Origin of the sequence: Streptomyces sp. NPDC093094, from assembly GCF_044754345.1 — a bacterium.
Lineage (GTDB): Bacteria > Actinomycetota > Actinomycetes > Streptomycetales > Streptomycetaceae > Streptomyces.
Map to the genome: position 1 here is coordinate 1 of NZ_JBIVOX010000011.1, position 15,496 is coordinate 15,496.

The following is a 15,496-nucleotide window of genomic DNA, read 5'->3' on the forward strand; positions in this document are numbered from 1 at the left end:
CTTCTCGTCGCCGCCCAGGGCCTCCAGCAGCCAGGTGCGCGCCGAGGTGGCGTTGGTGATCGTCTCGATGGTGGTGAAGGTCTTGGAGGCGACGATGAACAGGGTCTCGGCCGCGTCCAGGTCGCGGATGGCCTCGTGCAGGTCGGCGCCGTCGACGTTGGAGACGAACCGCAGCGTCAGAGCGCGGTCGGTGAAGGCCCGCAGCGCCTCGTACGCCATCGCCGGGCCCAGGTCGGAGCCGCCGATGCCGATGTTGACGATGTTGCGGATCGGGCGGCCGGTGTGCCCGGTCCACTCGCCCGAGCGGACCCGGTCCGCGAACCCGGCCATCCTCTCCAGCACCGCGTGGACCTGCGGCACCACGTTCTCGCCGTCCACCTCCACCACCGCGTCCGCCGCCGCACGCAGCGCGGTGTGCAGCACCGCCCGCCCCTCGGTGATGTTGATCTTCTCGCCGCGGAACATCGCGTCCCGCAGCCCCGCCACATCCGTCGCCGCCGCCAGCTCCTGCAGCAGCGCGAGCGTCTCGTCGGTGATCAGATGCTTGGAATAGTCGATGTACAGGTCGCCGACCTGGAGCGTGTACGAGGAGCCGCGCCCGGGGTCCGCGGCGAACAGCTCGCGCATCCCCGTCCCGCCGAGCTCCTCACGGTGCTTGGCCAGGGCGGTCCACTCGGGCATCTGGTTGAGCCTGGTACGGCCGTGTGCGTTCATCTCGGACTTCAGCCTTCTTTCCTACCTGTCCCTGCTGCGTACCTTGCCCCGCTGCCGGTCCCAACCTAGTTGATCAGCGGGTGACATGAGCTGTCGTACGGGCGTCGCCGGACGCAACAACAGGTACGTCCGGCAGACGCGCGGGTATCAGCGCGATGACGGACAGAGCGAAGAAGGCGGCCGCGATCGGCGGCGGGGCATGTCCAAGGGCCACGGCGGCGGCGAGGACGGCGAGCGGCGGCAGCACGGCCGTGCGCGGCACACCACCGGGTCCGGACACGGCGGCGGCGCTCCGCAGCCGTCCGAGTCCCCCGCGCCGCGCGGGCGCGCACGTGCCCGGGGCGTCGTCCATGGCCACAACTCCCCCCTCACGGTCTCCGGTTCGCGGAGACGACCGATGAGAAGACCGTAGAGGCCACCACTGACAACGGGCCGGACCGAGCGGTGCCCCAGGGCGGGAGGAACCGCGGCTTCGGCCGCGGCGAACCGGCACCCGAAGGACGGTCGGGGCCGGAACTCCTAGATCTCGCCCCGCAGTTTGGCGAGGGCTTCCGCGAGGATCGCCTCGCCGTCGGCGTCGCTGCGCCGTTCGCGGACGTAGGCGAGGTGCGTCTTGTACGGCTCGGTGCGCGGCGGGGCCGGCGGGTTGTCCCGGTCCTGTCCTGCCGGGAACCCGCAGCGCGGGCAGTCCCAGGTGTCGGGCACCTGCGCGTCGCTGGCGAAGCTGGGCTGAGTCTCGTGTCCGTTGGAGCACCAGAAGGAGATGCGCAGTCGCGGCGCGGACTCGCCGCGCTCGGCCTCGCCCATCGGCCCCGCCCCGACCCGGCTACCTCGGATCGCGTTGCCACTTGCCACGGTGTAACTCCCTGCGTGATGGTGCCGCGAAGCGAGTCGGCGTGTCGCTTCGTTGCGAGCGCCTCAGTCTACGTAAGGCCCAACGCACGTCCAGTGATTGGAATGACAAAGGCCCCGCTCCCAGACGCAAGCCCCATGATAGGCCGCGCCCTGGAGCGCGTACCGAACATGGGGCCTTACGTATCGGATTGTTCCGGCGTGCGTGCCGTGGGTCAGTTGTTCACCTTCATCAGGAGGCCGAGCACGACAATGCACGCGAACCACAGCAGACCGATCACCACGGTGATGCGGTCGAGGTTGCGCTCGGCGACCGAGGAGCCGCCGACAGAGGACTGCATGCCGCCACCGAACATGTCGGAGAGGCCGCCGCCCTTCCCCTTGTGCATCAGCACCAGCAGCATCAGCAGCAGGCTGAAGACGATCAGGGCGATGGAGAACCCCAGAACCACAGCTGGACCAACTTCCTCGGATTCGGATGGACGACGCGGGGCCCAGCAACAGTGCTGGACCCCGCAAGGGTACGACGGATCGCCGCTACCGCATACTCATGTCCTCCCGGTTCCCCGCAGGGCGTCCCGGGAGGGCCGTGTCACTGGTCGCGGAAGCGGACGATCTTGACGAACTCGTCGGCGTCGAGCGACGCTCCGCCGACCAGGGCGCCGTCGATGTCGGCCTTCGCCATGATCTCGGCGACGTTGCCGGACTTCACGGAGCCGCCGTACTGGATGCGGACCTTGTCGGCCAGCTCCTGGGAGTACAGCTCGGCCAGCTTGCCGCGGATGGCGGCGCAGACCTCCTGCGCGTCGTCGGCGCCGCAGACCTTGCCGGTGCCGATGGCCCACACGGGCTCGTACGCGATCACGACGGACTCGGCCTGCTCGGCCGGAAGGTCCTTCAGACCGCCCTCGACCTGGGCGAGGGTGTGCGCGACGGCGTTGCCCGCCTCACGGACGTCCAGCTCCTCGCCGACGCACATGATCGGGGTCAGGCCGTGCTTGTAGGCGGCCTTGACCTTGGCGTTGACGACCTCGTCGGTCTCGGCGTGGTACTGGCGGCGCTCGGAGTGGCCGATGGCCACGTAGGTGCACTTCAGCTTGGCCAGCATCGGGCCGGAGATCTCGCCGGTGTAGGCGCCCGAGTCGTGCGCCGAGATGTCCTGGGCGCCGTACTTGATCTTCAGCTTGTCGCCGTCGACCAGCGTCTGCACGGAGCGCAGGTCGGTGAAGGGGGCCAGGACGGCGACCTCGACGGCGTCGTAGTCCTTGTCGGCGAGGGCGAAGGCGAGCTTCTGGACGTGGGCGATGGCCTCGAGGTGGTTGAGGTTCATCTTCCAGTTGCCCGCCATGAGCGGCGTACGGGTGGTCATGCGGGGTCAGTCCTCCAGTGCGGCGAGGCCGGGGAGCGTCTTGCCCTCGAGGTATTCGAGGGAGGCGCCGCCACCGGTCGAGATGTGTCCGAACGCGTTCTCGTCGAAGCCGAGCGTACGCACGGCCGCGGCGGAGTCTCCGCCGCCGACGACGGTGAACCCGTCCGAGTCGACGAGGGCCTGGGCGACCGCCTTGGTGCCCTCGGCGTAGTCGGGGTGCTCGAAGACGCCCATGGGACCGTTCCAGAAGACGGTCGCGGCGTCGGTGAGCTTGCCGGCGTACAGCTCGCCGGTCTTCGGGCCGATGTCCAGGCCCAGCTGGCCCTCGGGCATCGAGTCCGCGTCGACGGCCGTGTGCTCGGTGGGCGCCTTGGCCTTCAGGTCCGGGAAGCCCGGGGAGACCACGACGTCGACCGGGAGCACGAGCTCGACGCCCAGCTTCTCGGCGCGCTCCAGGTATTCGGTGACGGCCGGGATCTGGTCCTCCTGGAGCAGCGAGGTGCCGACCTCGTAGCCCTTGGCCTTGAGGAAGGTGAAGGCCATGCCGCCGCCGATGAGGATGCGGTCGGCCTTGCCGAGCAGCTGGTCGATGACGGCCAGCTTGTCGGAGACCTTGGAGCCGCCGAGGGCCACGGCGTAGGGCCGCCGGACCTCGTCGGTGAGCTTCTTCAGCACGCCGACCTCGGTGGCGATGAGGTAGCCGGCGTAGTGCGGCAGCTTGCCCGGCAGGTCGTACACCGAGGCGTGCTTGCGGTGCACGGCGCCGAAGCCGTCACCGACGTACACGTCGGCGAGGGCGGCGAGCTGCCCGGCGAAGGCGGCGCGCTCGGCGTCGTCCTTGCTGGTCTCACCGGCGTTGAAGCGCAGGTTCTCGATGACCGCGACCTGGCCGTCGGCGAGGCCGGCGACCGTGGCCCGCGCCGACTCGCCGACCGTGTCGGCGGCGAAGGCGACGTCCGCGCCGAGCAGTTCGCCGAGGCGTGCGGCGGCGGGGGCGAGCGAGAAGGCCGGGTCCGGGGCGCCCTTGGGGCGGCCGAGGTGCGAGGCGACGACGACACGCGCGCCGGCTTCGGCGAGGGCCTTGACGGTGGGCAGCACCGCGCGGATGCGGCCGTCGTCGGTGATCGTGGTGCCGTCCAGCGGCACATTGAGGTCGGCGCGGACGAAGACCCGCTTGCCCGCGACTCCTTCGGCGAGGAGTTCGTCGATCGTCTTCATTTTCGGGGGACTCCTACAGGGGGCTCGTTCTGCTCGTGACCGGGTGACCGGGCCTGATCCTAGAGAGGTGGGCCGGTCGTGACGCACGTCAGGGCCCGGACCGGGCGCGTCCCTGCGCCTGGTCCGAGCCCTGCTCGCGCTTCAAGGTGTCTGCTTCAGCCGATCAGGGATCAGAGCTGGTAGCCGACGAACTTGGTGAGGTCGACGAGACGGTTGGAGTAGCCCCACTCGTTGTCGTACCAGCCGAGGATCTTCACCGTGTTGCCCTCCTGGACCATGGTCAGGGAGGAGTCGAAGGTGCAGGAGGCCGGGTCGCTCACGATGTCCGAGGAGACGATCTCGTCCTCGGTGTAGGCCAGGTAACCCGCGAGGTCGCCGTCCTCGGACGCCTTCTTGAACGCGGCGTTGACCTCGTCCTTGGTGACCTCGCGCTGGAGCGTCACGACCAGGTCGGTGGCCGAGCCGGTGGGGACCGGGACGCGCATGGCGATGCCGTCCAGCTTGCCCTTGAGCTGCGGGAGGACCAGGGCCGTGGCCTTCGCGGCACCCGTCGTGGTCGGGATGATGTTCTCGGCGGCGGCGCGGGCGCGGCGCAGGTCCGAGTGCGGGAAGTCCAGGATGCGCTGGTCGTTGGTGTACGCGTGCACCGTCGTCATCAGGCCCTTGACGATGCCGAAGTTCTCGTCGAGGACCTTCGCCATCGGCGCCACACAGTTGGTGGTGCAGGAGGCGTTGGAGATGACGTGGTGGTTCGCCGGGTCGTACTTGTCCTGGTTGACGCCCATCACGATGGTGATGTCCTCGTCCTTGGCCGGAGCCGAGATGAGGACCTTCTTGGCGCCGCCGGCGAGGTGCTTCGCGGCGTCGGCCTTCTTCGTGAAGATGCCGGTCGACTCGATGACGATGTCGACGCCCAGCTCGCCCCAGGGGATGTCGGCCGGGTTGCGCTCGGAGAGCACCTTGATGGTGTGACCGTCGACGGTGATCGTGTCGGCGGTGTGGGTGACCTCCTGCTTCAGGCGGCCCAGGATCGTGTCGTACTTCAGCAGGTGGGCAGTGGTCGCGGTGTCACCCAGGTCGTTGACAGCCACGATCTCGATGTCGGCACCCTGCTCCAGGAGCGCGCGGAAGTAGTTACGACCGATGCGGCCGAAGCCGTTGATGCCTACGCGGATCGTCACGAACCGATCTCCTCGTTGGTACGCCGGCCATGCGGTGCCGGCGAGCTCTGTTTGGGATGTCCCCGACCGCCTACGACCCTACCTCCCTGAAGCGCCGGAGGTGACATCGAGACGGCCCATACACGGCACCGCCATCCTTACCCGTCAGTAGGGGTACGGACCGCCCGGGCCGAAAGGCACTCGTCACTCGAAATGACTATGGAAAGTCGGGCCCATCGCCCCCCTCACGCACCTCGGCAGTGACAAGTGGTTGCCAGGTTCATGCCACTCCAAGATCGATTCAAGAGCGCCTCACGGACACACGGAACACGCCTCGTGGACGCACGGACGCGCCGGTTCCGGGACCCGGGCGGGTCCCGGAACCGGCGCGTCCGGATGCGGTGCGAGCCGGAGGTCAGCCGGCGAGGTTGTCCGCCAGCTCCTCCGAGAGGTTGGCCTCCGTGCCCGGAATGCCCAGGTCGGAGGCGCGCTTGTCGGCCATGGCCAGCAGGCGGCGGATACGGCCGGCGACGGCGTCCTTGGTCAGCGGCGGGTCGGCGAGCGCGCCCAGCTCCTCCAGGGACGCCTGCTTGTGCTCCATGCGCAGCCGGCCGGCGGCGGCGAGGTGCTCGGGGACCTCCTCGGCGAGGATCTCCAGGGCGCGCTGGACGCGGGCCCCGGCGGCGACCGCGGCACGGGCCGAGCGGCGCAGGTTGGCGTCGTCGAAGTTGGCGAGACGGTTCGCCGTGGCCCGCACCTCGCGGCGCATCCGGCGCTCCTCCCAGGCCAGCACCGACTCGTGGGCGCCGAGCCGGGTGAGCAGCGCACCGATCGCGTCGCCGTCGCGCACGACGACCCGGTCCACACCGCGCACCTCGCGGGCCTTCGCCGCGATCGACAGCCGGCGGGCGGCACCGACCAGGGCGAGCGCGGCCTCGGGACCGGGGCAGGTCACCTCCAGGGAGGAGGAGCGGCCGGGCTCGGTGAGCGAGCCGTGCGCCAGGAAGGCACCCCGCCAGGCGGCCTCGGCGTCGCAGGTGGCGCCGGAGACCACCTGCGGGGGCAGACCGCGGATCGGGCGGCCCCGGCCGTCGACCAGGCCGGTCTGGCGGGCCAGCTGGTCGCCGCCCGCGACGACGCGCACGACGTAGCGCGAGCCGCGGCGCAGTCCGCCCGGCGCCATCACGATCAGCTCCGAGCTGTGGCCGAAGATCTCCAGGATGTCCCGCTTGAGGCGGCGGGCCGCCATCGCGGTGTCCAGCTCCGCCTCGATCACGATGCGCCCGCTGACCAGGTGGAGGCCGCCGGCGAACCGCAGAATGGCGGAGACCTCCGCCTTCCTGCAGCAGGTCCGGGTGACGGGGAGCCGGGAGATCTCGTCCTTCACCGCTGCCGTCATCGCCATGGGCCGATCCTTCCATGCATCCGAAAAATACGGTCGTACGCGGCGGCCAGGAGCTCCGCGTCGTGCCGCGGGGTCCCGTCGGGCCGCGCCACCGGCGCCAGCTCGACCGCGGCCCCGAACCGCTTGGCGGCGTCGGTCAGGGAGTCGCGGTCGGGCACGGCGGCCTCGTCGGCCAGCACCACGTCCAGGGCGAGTTTAGGGGCGTGTCGTCCCAAAACCTCCAAATGACGCTGCGGGGAGAAGCCGTCGGTTTCCCCGGGCTGCGGGGCGAGGTTCAGCGAGAGTACCCGGCGGGCCCTGGTCTCCATGAGCGCGTCCAGCAGTTCGGGCACGAGCAGATGCGGTATGACCGAGGAGAACCAGGAGCCGGGGCCCAGCACCACCCAGTCCGCGTCCTGGACCGCCGCGACGGCCTCGGGCACGGCGGGCGGGTCGTGCGGCACGAGATGCACCGACTGGACCTCGCCCGGGGTGAGGGCGACGGTCGCCTGGCCGGCGACGATGTCCACGTCCTCCGGCCGGTCCGGGTCGTGCCCCTTGACCAGCGCCTGGAGCTCCAGGGGCACGGCGGACATGGGCAGCACGCGTCCGTGCGCGCCGAGCAGCTTGCCGACCAGGTCGAGGGCCTGGACATGGTCGCCGAGCTGCTCCCACAGCGCGACGATCAGCAGATTGCCGACCGCGTGGTCGTGCAGGTCGCCCTTGGAGTGGAAACGGTGCTGGATGACTCTGGACCAGGTCTGGCCCCAGTCGTCGTCGCCGCACAGCGCGGCCAGCGCCTTGCGCAGGTCGCCGGGCGGCAGGACGCCCAGCTCGTCGCGCAGGCGCCCGCTGGAGCCGCCGTCGTCGGCCACGGTGACGACGGCGGTGAGGTCGCCGGTGATCCGGCGCAGCGCGGCCAGTGAGGAGGAGAGGCCCCTGCCGCCGCCGAGCGCGACCACCTTGGGCTGGGTGCCGCGGCGGCGCGCCCTGGCACCCCGGGCCTCGACGGGCCGGCCGGCCCGTCCGTCGGGGATCGCCCGGCGCAGCCGGCCCAGCCGCGAAGAACGTCCGGTCATTCGCGGCCCATGTCCCGGTGCACGACCACCGTCTCCACGCCTTCCGCCGCAAGGCGCGCGGCGAGCTTCTCCGACGTGGCCACCGAGCGGTGCTTGCCGCCCGTGCAGCCGATGGCGATGGTGACGTACCGCTTGCCCTCGCGGCGGTAGCCGGCCGAGATCAGCCGCAGCAGCTCGGCGTAGCGGTCGAGGAACTCCTTGGCACCGGGCTGGTTGAAGACGAACGCGGCGACCTCCTCGTTCAGGCCGGTGTACGGGCGCAGCTCCGGGACCCAGTGCGGGTTGGGCAGGAAGCGCATGTCGGCGACGAGGTCGGCGTCGACCGGCAGGCCGTACTTGAAGCCGAACGACATCACCGTGGCCCGCAGCTCGGGCTCCTCCTCGCCGGCGAACTGGGCGTCCATCTTGGCGCGCAGCTCGTGCACGTTGAGGCTGGAGGTGTCGATCACCAGATCGGCGTCGCCGCGCAGCTCGCGCAGCAGTTCGCGCTCGGCGACGATGCCGTCGACGATGCGCCCGTCGCCCTGGAGGGGGTGCGGGCGGCGCACCGACTCGAAGCGGCGCACCAGGGCCTCGTCGGAGGACTCCAGGAAGACGGTGCGCCGGGTGACGCCCCGGCCGTCGAGGCCGGCGAGGGATTCGCGCAGATTGTCGAAGAAGCGGCGGCCGCGCACGTCGACGACGACCGCGATCCGCGCCACGTTGCCCTGGGAACGGGCGCCCAGCTCCACCATGGTGGGGATCAGGGCGGGCGGCAGGTTGTCGACGACGAACCAGCCGAGGTCCTCCAGACATTTGGCGGCCGTGGACCGGCCGGCTCCGGACATGCCGGAGATGATCACCAGCTCGGGGATGGCGGCGTCGGGGATCCCGGGGCCCGTGATGTCCTGGCTCACCTGTGCTCCGTTGTCGGGGAGTGCCTGCCGGTCCTCGGCGGCCTCCTGGTGCTCACGGCCCTGGGCGGGCCGTTCCTGCTCCCGGCCGGCGGCCGGCTGCGTCTCGTGGTCGGTCATGTCTCCTGCCCCCGTCGCTCGTGCGGGGCGCCCGTGGGCACGGGCTCCCCCGGGGCGTCCGACGTCGTCTCGGGCGTCCCCTCCTCCATGTCATCCATGATCTCTCCGGTCGCCGTGTTCACGGCGGGCGCGGCCGGGGCCGCCCGGGCGAGGGCCACGGCGATGGTCTCGGCGGTCTTGCGGCCGATGCCCGGAACCTCACAGATCTGGTCGATTGTCGCGGACCGCAGCTTCTTCACCGAACCGAAGTGTTTGATCAGCGCCTGCTTCCGTGTCTCGCCCAGTCCCGGTACGTCGTCCAGGGGGCCCGAGCGGAAGCGCTTGGCGCGTCTGGTGCGCTGGTAGCCGATGGCGAAGCGGTGGGCCTCGTCACGGACCCGCTGCAGCAGATAGAGGCCCTCGCTGGTGCGGGGCAGCACCACCGGGTCGTCGTCGCCGGGCAGCCAGACCTCCTCCAGCCGCTTGGCCAGCCCGCACACCGCAATGTCGTCGATGCCGAGCTCGTCCAGCGCGCGCCGGGCGGCGGCGACCTGAGGCTGTCCGCCGTCGACGACGACGAGCTGCGGCGGGTAGGCGAACTTCCTGGGGCGGCCGTCGTCCTCGGTGAGGGTGCTGAGGGGGGCGTCCTCCTCCCCGGGAGCGGCGACCTCTCCGGGGACCCGGCCGGGGCCCGTGCCGTCGGCGGCGGCGAGCCCGCCGGGGCCCGCGGACCCGCCGGGACCGTCCTCGCGGCCGGCGGTGCCGTCGTCCTCGGCCCACTCGCCCGTCCGCTCCTTCTCGGCGAGATAGCGCCTGAAGCGGCGCGTGATCACCTCGTGCATCGAGCGGACGTCGTCCTGGCCGGCGAAACCCCTGATCTGGAAGCGGCGGTACTCGCTCTTGCGCTGGAGCCCGTCCTCGAAGACGACCATGGAGGCGACGACGTCGTCGCCCTGGAGGTGCGAGATGTCGTAGCACTCGATGCGCAGCGGGGCGCTGTCCAGGTCGAGGGCTTCGGCGATCTCCTCCAGGGCGCGTGAGCGGGTGGTGAGGTCGGAGGCGCGCTTGGTCTTGTGCAGGGCGAGCGCCTGCTGGGCGTTGCGCTGCACGGTCTCCATCAGGGCCTTCTTGTCGCCGCGCTGCGGGATGCGCAGCGAGACGGCCGAGCCGCGCCGCTCGGTGAGCCACTGCTGGACCGGCTCCGCCGGTTCGGGCAGGGCGGGGACGAGGACCTCCTTGGGGACGCTGTCACCGGTCTCCTCCCCGTACAGCTGCTGGAGGGCGTGCTCGACGAGGGCACCGGTGGTGACCTCCTCGACCTTGTCGGTGACCCAGCCGCGCTGGCCGCGCACCCGCCCGCCGCGGACGTGGAAGATCTGGACGGCCGCTTCCAGCTCGTCCTCGGCGACCGCGATCAGATCGGCGTCGGTCGCGTCGGCGAGCACGACCGCGTTCTTCTCCATGGCCTTCTTCAGGGCCTCTATGTCGTCACGCAGCCGGGCGGCCCGCTCGTACTCCATGTCCTCGGCGGCCTCCGTCATCCGCTTCTCCAGACGGCGGAGGTGGGTGCCGGTGCGACCGGTCATGAAGTCGCAGAACTCCCCGGCGAGTTCGCGGTGCTCCTCGGGCTCGATCCGGCCGACGCAGGGAGCCGAGCACTTGCCGATGTAGCCGAGCAGGCAGGGGCGGCCGGTGCGGGCGGCGTTCCTGAAGACGCCGGCCGAGCAGGTGCGCACCGGGAAGACCCTCAGCAGCAGGTCGACGGTGTCCCGGATCGCCCACGCGTGCACGTACGGGCCGAAGTACCTGACGCCCTTCTTCTTGTGGCCGCGCATCACCTGGACGCGCGGGAACTCGTCGTTCATCGTCACGGCGAGATACGGGTAGCTCTTGTCGTCGCGGTACTTGACGTTGAACCGGGGGTCGTACTCCTTGATCCAGGAGTACTCCAGCTGCAGGGCCTCGACCTCGGTGGACACCACGGTCCACTCCACGGACGCGGCGGTGGTCACCATCGTCCGGGTGCGCGGGTGCAGGTTCGCCAGGTCCTGGAAGTAGTTCGCCAGGCGCTGGCGCAGGCTCTTCGCCTTCCCGACGTAGATCACCCGTCGGTGCTCGTCACGGAACCTGTACACCCCCGGGGAGTCCGGGATCTCACCCGGCCTGGGGCGGTAGCTGGAGGGGTCGGCCATGACTCACACCCTACTGGCGAGCGGTGACACTCCGGCGAGGCTGTGGACGAGCATCCGGGAACCGTGATCTGCGGGAGGATCCGTGTCCGCCGGGCCCGCCGGGCACCGCGGCCCCCCTCCCCGTGCGACGGGTGCCGCCGCGCTCCCCGCGGCCCCGCACCTGCAAAAGTCCGAGCGGCCCGGATCCGTGCGACCGCCCTTCGGACCGACCCGGTGATCACCACGTCGTCCGGGGCCCCGGCGCCGCCATGTGGCGCGCAAGGAACCACCGCCGAGCGTGCGGTGTTGTCGGGACTTGGTCAACACGCTTCAATGCGGAGGAACTCGGGGCCGTGCACGACGGCGCGGATGAGGCAAGCCCCCGGCGCCGACGGGGTGGCCCCCGACAGCACCCGCGTGAACGGTCTGACCAGCCGTTGTGAACCACACAGAAAGGCCCCTGCATGCCGCACGCCACACCACACGCGGACGTCGCCACCGCGGAACTGGACACGGCTCTGCGCGGCGGCCCCTTCCACGTCGCCCTGCGCGCCGCCATCGCCGCCCGCGGCCTGCCGCTCCAGCGCGTGCAGCACCATCTGTCGCGCCACGGGGTGAAAGTCGGCGTCACCAGTCTCAGCTACTGGCAGCAGGGCGCCCGGCGCCCGCAGCGCCCCGAGTCGCTGCGGGCCGTGCGCGCGCTGGAGGAGATACTCCAGCTGCCGGAGGAGTCGCTGATCCGCCTGCTCGCCAGATCCGAGGACGGCACCGCCGGACAGCACCCCGCCGCCCGCTCCTACCGCTCCCTCGTCCAGGCATCGGGCGTCCTGGAGCGCCTCCTGATCGAACTGGAGTCCCCCCGCGACGGCGGACTGCACATGCTCGGCCATCACGAGCAGGTCCGCATCGGGGCACAGCGTCAGCTCCTCGGCCGCGAGTCCCACCACATCGTGCGTGCCCACCGCGACGGGGTGGATCGTTTCGTCGCCGTGCACCACGGCGATCCCGGGTGCGCGCCCGACCACATGTCGGTGCGCGCCCTGGAGAACTGCCGCACCGGACGCGTCCGCCGTCACCACGAGACCGGCATCCTCGTCGCCGAGCTGTTGTTCGACACCCGGCTACGGGCCGGAGATACGTTCCTCTTCCGGTACGCCGTCGAAGACGCCACCGCCGGCGCCTCCTACGAGTGCGTACGTACCTTCGGCCCTCCGGGCGGCCAGTACGTCCTCCAGGTGACCTTCGACGAGCGGGCCCTGCCGGCCCGCTGCCACCGCTTCACCCAGCACTCGGCCGCGGCCCCCCGCAGCGGCCGCCAGGAACTGCCCCTCACGGCCCGCCACCACTCGGTCCACCTCGTCGAGCCCCGCGTGCGCTCGGGCATCGTGGGGATCGGCTGGAACTGGGAGTAGCGGACGCACCGCGAGGAGCGGGCCGCCCCGCGCAGGACGGCGGAGGAGAGTCGTGGAGGCGGGACCGCCTCAGGTCCGCGGGCCCACGACGACCCTGCCGTTCTCCACCCGCACCGGCAGTTCGCTCAGCGGCACGGTCGCCGGGCGGTGCAGCACCTCTCCGGTGGCCGCGTCGAACTTGCTGCCGTGGCAGGGGCAGATCAGGGTCGACCCCTCCAGCTCGTTGACGGGGCAGCCGCCGTGGGTGCAGATCGTGCTGAACGCCTTCAGCGAGCCGTCCGCGGACCGGCTGACCACCACGTTGTGGTCCAGGTTCAGGTCGGCGCCGCCCTTGGCGACCTCGCTCTCGGCACCGAGGTCCACCGGGGCGGTCGGCGTCGCCGGTACCGCTCCCGCTCCCGGCGAGCACGCGGTGAGGCCCATCCCCACGGCAGGGGCCGCCGCCGCTCCGCGCAGGACGGTACGACGGCTCGCGGCGGGTCGGCCGGACATACGGGTCTCCACTGGTCAAGAGGCACAGGCACGCCGACCCTACCGGGGCCTTCCGCACGGGGCGGCGCGGGGGCGGTACGAAGCCGGCGCGGGGGTTGCGCGGGGCCGTGCCGGGGTTGCGCGAGACGGACGCGGGGCTCGTGGGGCACCGGCGCGAGAACTTGTGCGGGAGCGCGTGCTGGGCGCGTGCGAGAGCGCGGGCGGGGATCGGGCGGGAGCGGGTGCGGGGGATCGGGCGGGAGCGGGTGCGGGGGATCGGGCGGGAGCGGGTGCGGGGGATCGGGCGGGAGCGGGTGCGGGGGATCGGGCGGGGACCGGTGGGACTGGTGAGACCGGTGGGGCCGGTGGGGCCAGTGGGGCCGGACAGCGGGGCAGAGCTCGCGGGACAGGGACGTGAAGGGCGGGGAAGGAGCACCCTCGGAGGACGTAAACGTTTGCGCAAGCGTTTACGCGAGACTCGTGGATGGGATACGTTCCCGCCCTGAGGGCCACGGCGTCCACGCCCCGGCGCCCCGGCCCCCTGTCCGAGGAGGGGTACCGCCATGCCGACCATGACCGACGTCGCCCGCGCCGCCGGAGTCTCGGTGGCGACGGTCTCGCACGTGCTCAACGGCACCCGGCCCGTGCTGCCCCACACCCGCCAGGCCGTCCTCGACGCCGTCGAACAGCTCGGGTACACGCCCAACACCCTCGCCCGGTCCCTGGTGACCTCCCGTACCCGCTCCATCGGCCTCGCGGTCTCGGCGATCAGCAACCCCTACTTCACCGAGATCCTCCAGGGCGTGGAGGCGAGCGCCCTGGAACACGGCTACAGCCTGCTCATCGCCGATCCGCACGACGATCCCGGACACGAGCGCAAGGTCGTCCAGCTGCTGCACGAGCGCCGGGTGGACGGCATGATCGTCGCGCCCTCGGCCGACCCGCGCGGCCTTGTCGCCTACCTGCGCCGTCACTCCGTGCCGACGGTGTTCCTCGACCGGCTGGTCGACACGCAGACGGACGGCGGCCCGCCCTTCGACCAGGTGTGCGCCGAGAGCACCGCGCCGGTCGCGCAGCTGGTCACGCACCTCGCCGGGCTGGGCCACCGCCGTATCGGGCTCGTGGCCGGTCTGCCCGGGCTCAGCACCACGGGCGAGCGGATCACCGGGTACCGGCACGGCCTCGCCGCCGCCGGGCTGCCCCACGACGAGCGTCTCGTCGTCCACGGCGACTCCGCCGCGACCGGTGGCGAACGGGCCACCACCGCCCTGCTCTCCCTCGGCGCCCCGCCGACCGCGCTGGTCACCGCGAACAACGCGATGACCATCGGCGCCCTGCGCGCCCTGCGGGACCGGAAGCTGTCCGTGCCCGGCGACATCGCCCTGTGCTGCTTCGACGACTTCGCCTGGGCCGACCTGTTCTCCCCCCGTCTGACCGCGATCGCCCAGCCCAGCAAGGACATCGGCGCGCACGCCGTCCAGGTCCTCCTCGACCGGCTCGCCGTCCCGGACCGGCCCGCCCGGACACTGCGGCTGCCCTGCGCCTTCGTGCACCGCACGTCCTGCGGATGCCCCGAGGAGTCCGGCGGCCGGCTGGGCCCGGACAGCGGCACGCCCCTGCGGCCGTCTCTCCAGCCGCCCCTCCAGTCGTCCGAGAACCACCGTCCCGCGCAGCCCACGGAAGGAACCGTCTCGTGATCGTCGTCGCCGGTGAGGCCCTGATCGACCTGGTACCGCAGGGCACGGGTCCCCTCGCCGCCCTGAAGCCCGCGCTCGGCGGCGGCCCGTACAACACGGCCGTGGCGCTGGGCCGGCTCGGCTCCCCCACCGCCTTCAGTTCGCGCACCTCGCGGGACGCCTTCGGCGATGCGCTGCTCGACGGGCTGCGGCGGGCCGGGGTGGACGTGTCGGCCGTCCGGCGCGGACCGGAACCGACCACGCTCGCCGTCGCCACGATCGGCGAGGGCGGGTCGGCGGCCTACTCGTTCTACGTCGACGGCACCGCCGACCGGCTCTTCACCGCGCCGGCCGAGCTTCCCGCGGGCACCCGCGCGGTGTCCTTCGGGACCTGCTCGCTGGTGCTGGAGCCCGGGGCGAGCGCCTACGAGGAGCTGATGCGGACGGCCGCGGCACAGGGCCTCTTCACCGCACTCGACCCCAACATCAGGGCGGTCCTCATCCCGGACGCGGACGCCTACCGGGCACGGTTCAAGAGCTGGCTGCCGTCGGTGTCGCTGCTCAAGCTCTCCGAGGAGGACGCCCGCTGGCTGGGCGGCACCCCGCGGGAGTGGCTGGCCGCCGGGCCCTCGGCCGTCGTGATCACCCGCGGCGGCGATGGTCTGACCGCGTTCACCTCCGACGGCGCCGAGTACTCCGTGCCCGGCGAACGGGTCGACGTCGTGGACACCATCGGTGCCGGGGACACGGTGAACGCGGCCCTGCTGCACGGTCTGGCGGCACGGGACGCCCTGTCCCCCGCGGCGGTCGCGGCCCTCGGCGCCGACGGGTGGAACGACCTGTTGCGGTTCGCGGCCCGCGCGGCGGCGATCACCTGCTCACGAGCCGGGGCCGAGCCGCCGTACGCGCACGAGATGAGCCGCTGACCCGGACGGCCGGGATCCACCTCCGGCGCCCCGGCCCGGCGGCTCCGGCGTCCCCGCTCCGCGGCCGTCCGA

Annotated in this window: 14 protein-coding genes and 1 pseudogene; 3 read left to right on the plus strand and 12 right to left on the minus strand. The window is 71.8% G+C overall.

Translation table 11 applies throughout. The annotated features are described in order from the left end of the window. The 11 genes and pseudogenes from ACIQGV_RS23640 to uvrC all read right to left on the minus strand — a co-directional run. A pseudogene (locus ACIQGV_RS23640) lies at window positions 1-714 on the minus strand (glucose-6-phosphate isomerase); the annotation flags it as partial. A 73-nt stretch (window positions 715-787) separates the two neighbouring features. Continuing rightward, the gene (locus ACIQGV_RS23645; protein WP_402497136.1) at window positions 788-1,066 is read right to left on the minus strand and encodes a hypothetical protein; all 279 of its coding nucleotides are present in this window, start codon (window positions 1,064-1,066) and stop codon (window positions 788-790) included. A 167-nt stretch (window positions 1,067-1,233) separates the two neighbouring features. Next, a complete protein-coding gene (locus ACIQGV_RS23650) occupies window positions 1,234-1,521 on the minus strand; it encodes an RNA polymerase-binding protein RbpA (RefSeq protein ID WP_019885342.1) in 288 nt (95 codons plus the stop codon). 260 nt (window positions 1,522-1,781) lie between these two features. Next, window positions 1,782-2,018, minus strand: coding sequence for a preprotein translocase subunit SecG (gene secG / locus ACIQGV_RS23655; protein ID WP_402497138.1), 237 nt, complete (start codon window positions 2,016-2,018; stop codon window positions 1,782-1,784). A 140-nt stretch (window positions 2,019-2,158) separates the two neighbouring features. Then, the gene (gene tpiA / locus ACIQGV_RS23660) at window positions 2,159-2,935 is read right to left on the minus strand and encodes a triose-phosphate isomerase (RefSeq protein WP_402497139.1); all 777 of its coding nucleotides are present in this window, start codon (window positions 2,933-2,935) and stop codon (window positions 2,159-2,161) included. Window positions 2,936-2,941: 6 nt separating this feature from the next. Next, a complete protein-coding gene (locus tag ACIQGV_RS23665) occupies window positions 2,942-4,153 on the minus strand; it encodes a phosphoglycerate kinase (RefSeq protein WP_402497141.1) in 1,212 nt (403 codons plus the stop codon). A 170-nt stretch (window positions 4,154-4,323) separates the two neighbouring features. Next, window positions 4,324-5,334, minus strand: coding sequence for a type I glyceraldehyde-3-phosphate dehydrogenase (gap, locus tag ACIQGV_RS23670; protein WP_402497143.1), 1,011 nt, complete (start codon window positions 5,332-5,334; stop codon window positions 4,324-4,326). Window positions 5,335-5,728: 394 nt separating this feature from the next. Next, a complete protein-coding gene (gene whiA, locus ACIQGV_RS23675) occupies window positions 5,729-6,718 on the minus strand; it encodes a DNA-binding protein WhiA (protein ID WP_383706147.1) in 990 nt (329 codons plus the stop codon). Beyond that, window positions 6,709-7,776, minus strand: a complete 1,068-nt coding sequence (yvcK, locus tag ACIQGV_RS23680) for a uridine diphosphate-N-acetylglucosamine-binding protein YvcK (protein WP_402497145.1) — start codon at window positions 7,774-7,776, stop codon at window positions 6,709-6,711. The genes whiA and yvcK overlap by 10 nt, the downstream gene beginning before the upstream one ends. Further along, window positions 7,773-8,789, minus strand: a complete 1,017-nt coding sequence (gene rapZ, locus ACIQGV_RS23685; RefSeq protein ID WP_402497146.1) for an RNase adapter RapZ — start codon at window positions 8,787-8,789, stop codon at window positions 7,773-7,775. Before rapZ ends, yvcK begins: the two co-directional genes overlap by 4 nt. Further along, complete coding sequence (gene uvrC / locus ACIQGV_RS23690; protein WP_402497148.1) at window positions 8,786-10,960, minus strand: excinuclease ABC subunit UvrC; 2,175 nt, start codon at window positions 10,958-10,960, stop codon at window positions 8,786-8,788. Before uvrC ends, rapZ begins: the two co-directional genes overlap by 4 nt. A 443-nt stretch (window positions 10,961-11,403) precedes the next feature. Between uvrC and ACIQGV_RS23695 the strand changes: the two genes are divergently transcribed. After that, window positions 11,404-12,351 carry a hypothetical protein gene (locus ACIQGV_RS23695; protein WP_402497150.1) on the plus strand — a complete coding sequence of 316 codons (948 nt, stop codon included), beginning with the start codon at window positions 11,404-11,406 and terminating at the stop codon, window positions 12,349-12,351. A gap of 69 nt (window positions 12,352-12,420) precedes the next feature. Here ACIQGV_RS23695 and ACIQGV_RS23700 read toward each other — a convergent pair whose 3' ends face one another. Then, window positions 12,421-12,843, minus strand: a complete 423-nt coding sequence (locus ACIQGV_RS23700; RefSeq protein ID WP_402497151.1) for a Rieske (2Fe-2S) protein — start codon at window positions 12,841-12,843, stop codon at window positions 12,421-12,423. A 542-nt stretch (window positions 12,844-13,385) separates the two neighbouring features. On the opposite strand from ACIQGV_RS23700, the gene ACIQGV_RS23705 reads away from it, so the two are divergent. Further along, window positions 13,386-14,519 carry a LacI family DNA-binding transcriptional regulator gene (locus ACIQGV_RS23705; protein WP_402497153.1) on the plus strand — a complete coding sequence of 378 codons (1,134 nt, stop codon included), beginning with the start codon at window positions 13,386-13,388 and terminating at the stop codon, window positions 14,517-14,519. Continuing rightward, window positions 14,516-15,424, plus strand: a complete 909-nt coding sequence (locus tag ACIQGV_RS23710; RefSeq protein ID WP_402497154.1) for a carbohydrate kinase — start codon at window positions 14,516-14,518, stop codon at window positions 15,422-15,424. Before ACIQGV_RS23705 ends, ACIQGV_RS23710 begins: the two co-directional genes overlap by 4 nt. The last annotated feature ends 72 nt before the right edge of the window (window positions 15,425-15,496 follow it).

Excerpts from the sequence above, each read along its gene's own strand:
- ACIQGV_RS23645 (WP_402497136.1), bottom strand. The coding sequence starts at position 1,066 with ATGGACGACGCCCCGGGCACGTGCGCGCCCGCGCGGCGCGGGGGACTC.
- ACIQGV_RS23650 (WP_019885342.1), bottom strand. The coding sequence starts at position 1,521 with ATGGGCGAGGCCGAGCGCGGCGAGTCCGCGCCGCGACTGCGCATCTCC.
- tpiA (WP_402497139.1), bottom strand. The coding sequence starts at position 2,935 with ATGACCACCCGTACGCCGCTCATGGCGGGCAACTGGAAGATGAACCTC.
- ACIQGV_RS23665 (WP_402497141.1), bottom strand. The coding sequence starts at position 4,153 with ATGAAGACGATCGACGAACTCCTCGCCGAAGGAGTCGCGGGCAAGCGG.
- whiA (WP_383706147.1), bottom strand. The coding sequence starts at position 6,718 with ATGGCGATGACGGCAGCGGTGAAGGACGAGATCTCCCGGCTCCCCGTC.
- yvcK (WP_402497145.1), bottom strand. The coding sequence starts at position 7,776 with ATGACCGGACGTTCTTCGCGGCTGGGCCGGCTGCGCCGGGCGATCCCC.
- rapZ (WP_402497146.1), bottom strand. The coding sequence starts at position 8,789 with ATGACCGACCACGAGACGCAGCCGGCCGCCGGCCGGGAGCAGGAACGG.
- uvrC (WP_402497148.1), bottom strand. The coding sequence starts at position 10,960 with ATGGCCGACCCCTCCAGCTACCGCCCCAGGCCGGGTGAGATCCCGGAC.
- ACIQGV_RS23695 (WP_402497150.1), top strand. The coding sequence starts at position 11,404 with ATGCCGCACGCCACACCACACGCGGACGTCGCCACCGCGGAACTGGAC.
- ACIQGV_RS23700 (WP_402497151.1), bottom strand. The coding sequence starts at position 12,843 with ATGTCCGGCCGACCCGCCGCGAGCCGTCGTACCGTCCTGCGCGGAGCG.
- ACIQGV_RS23705 (WP_402497153.1), top strand. The coding sequence starts at position 13,386 with ATGCCGACCATGACCGACGTCGCCCGCGCCGCCGGAGTCTCGGTGGCG.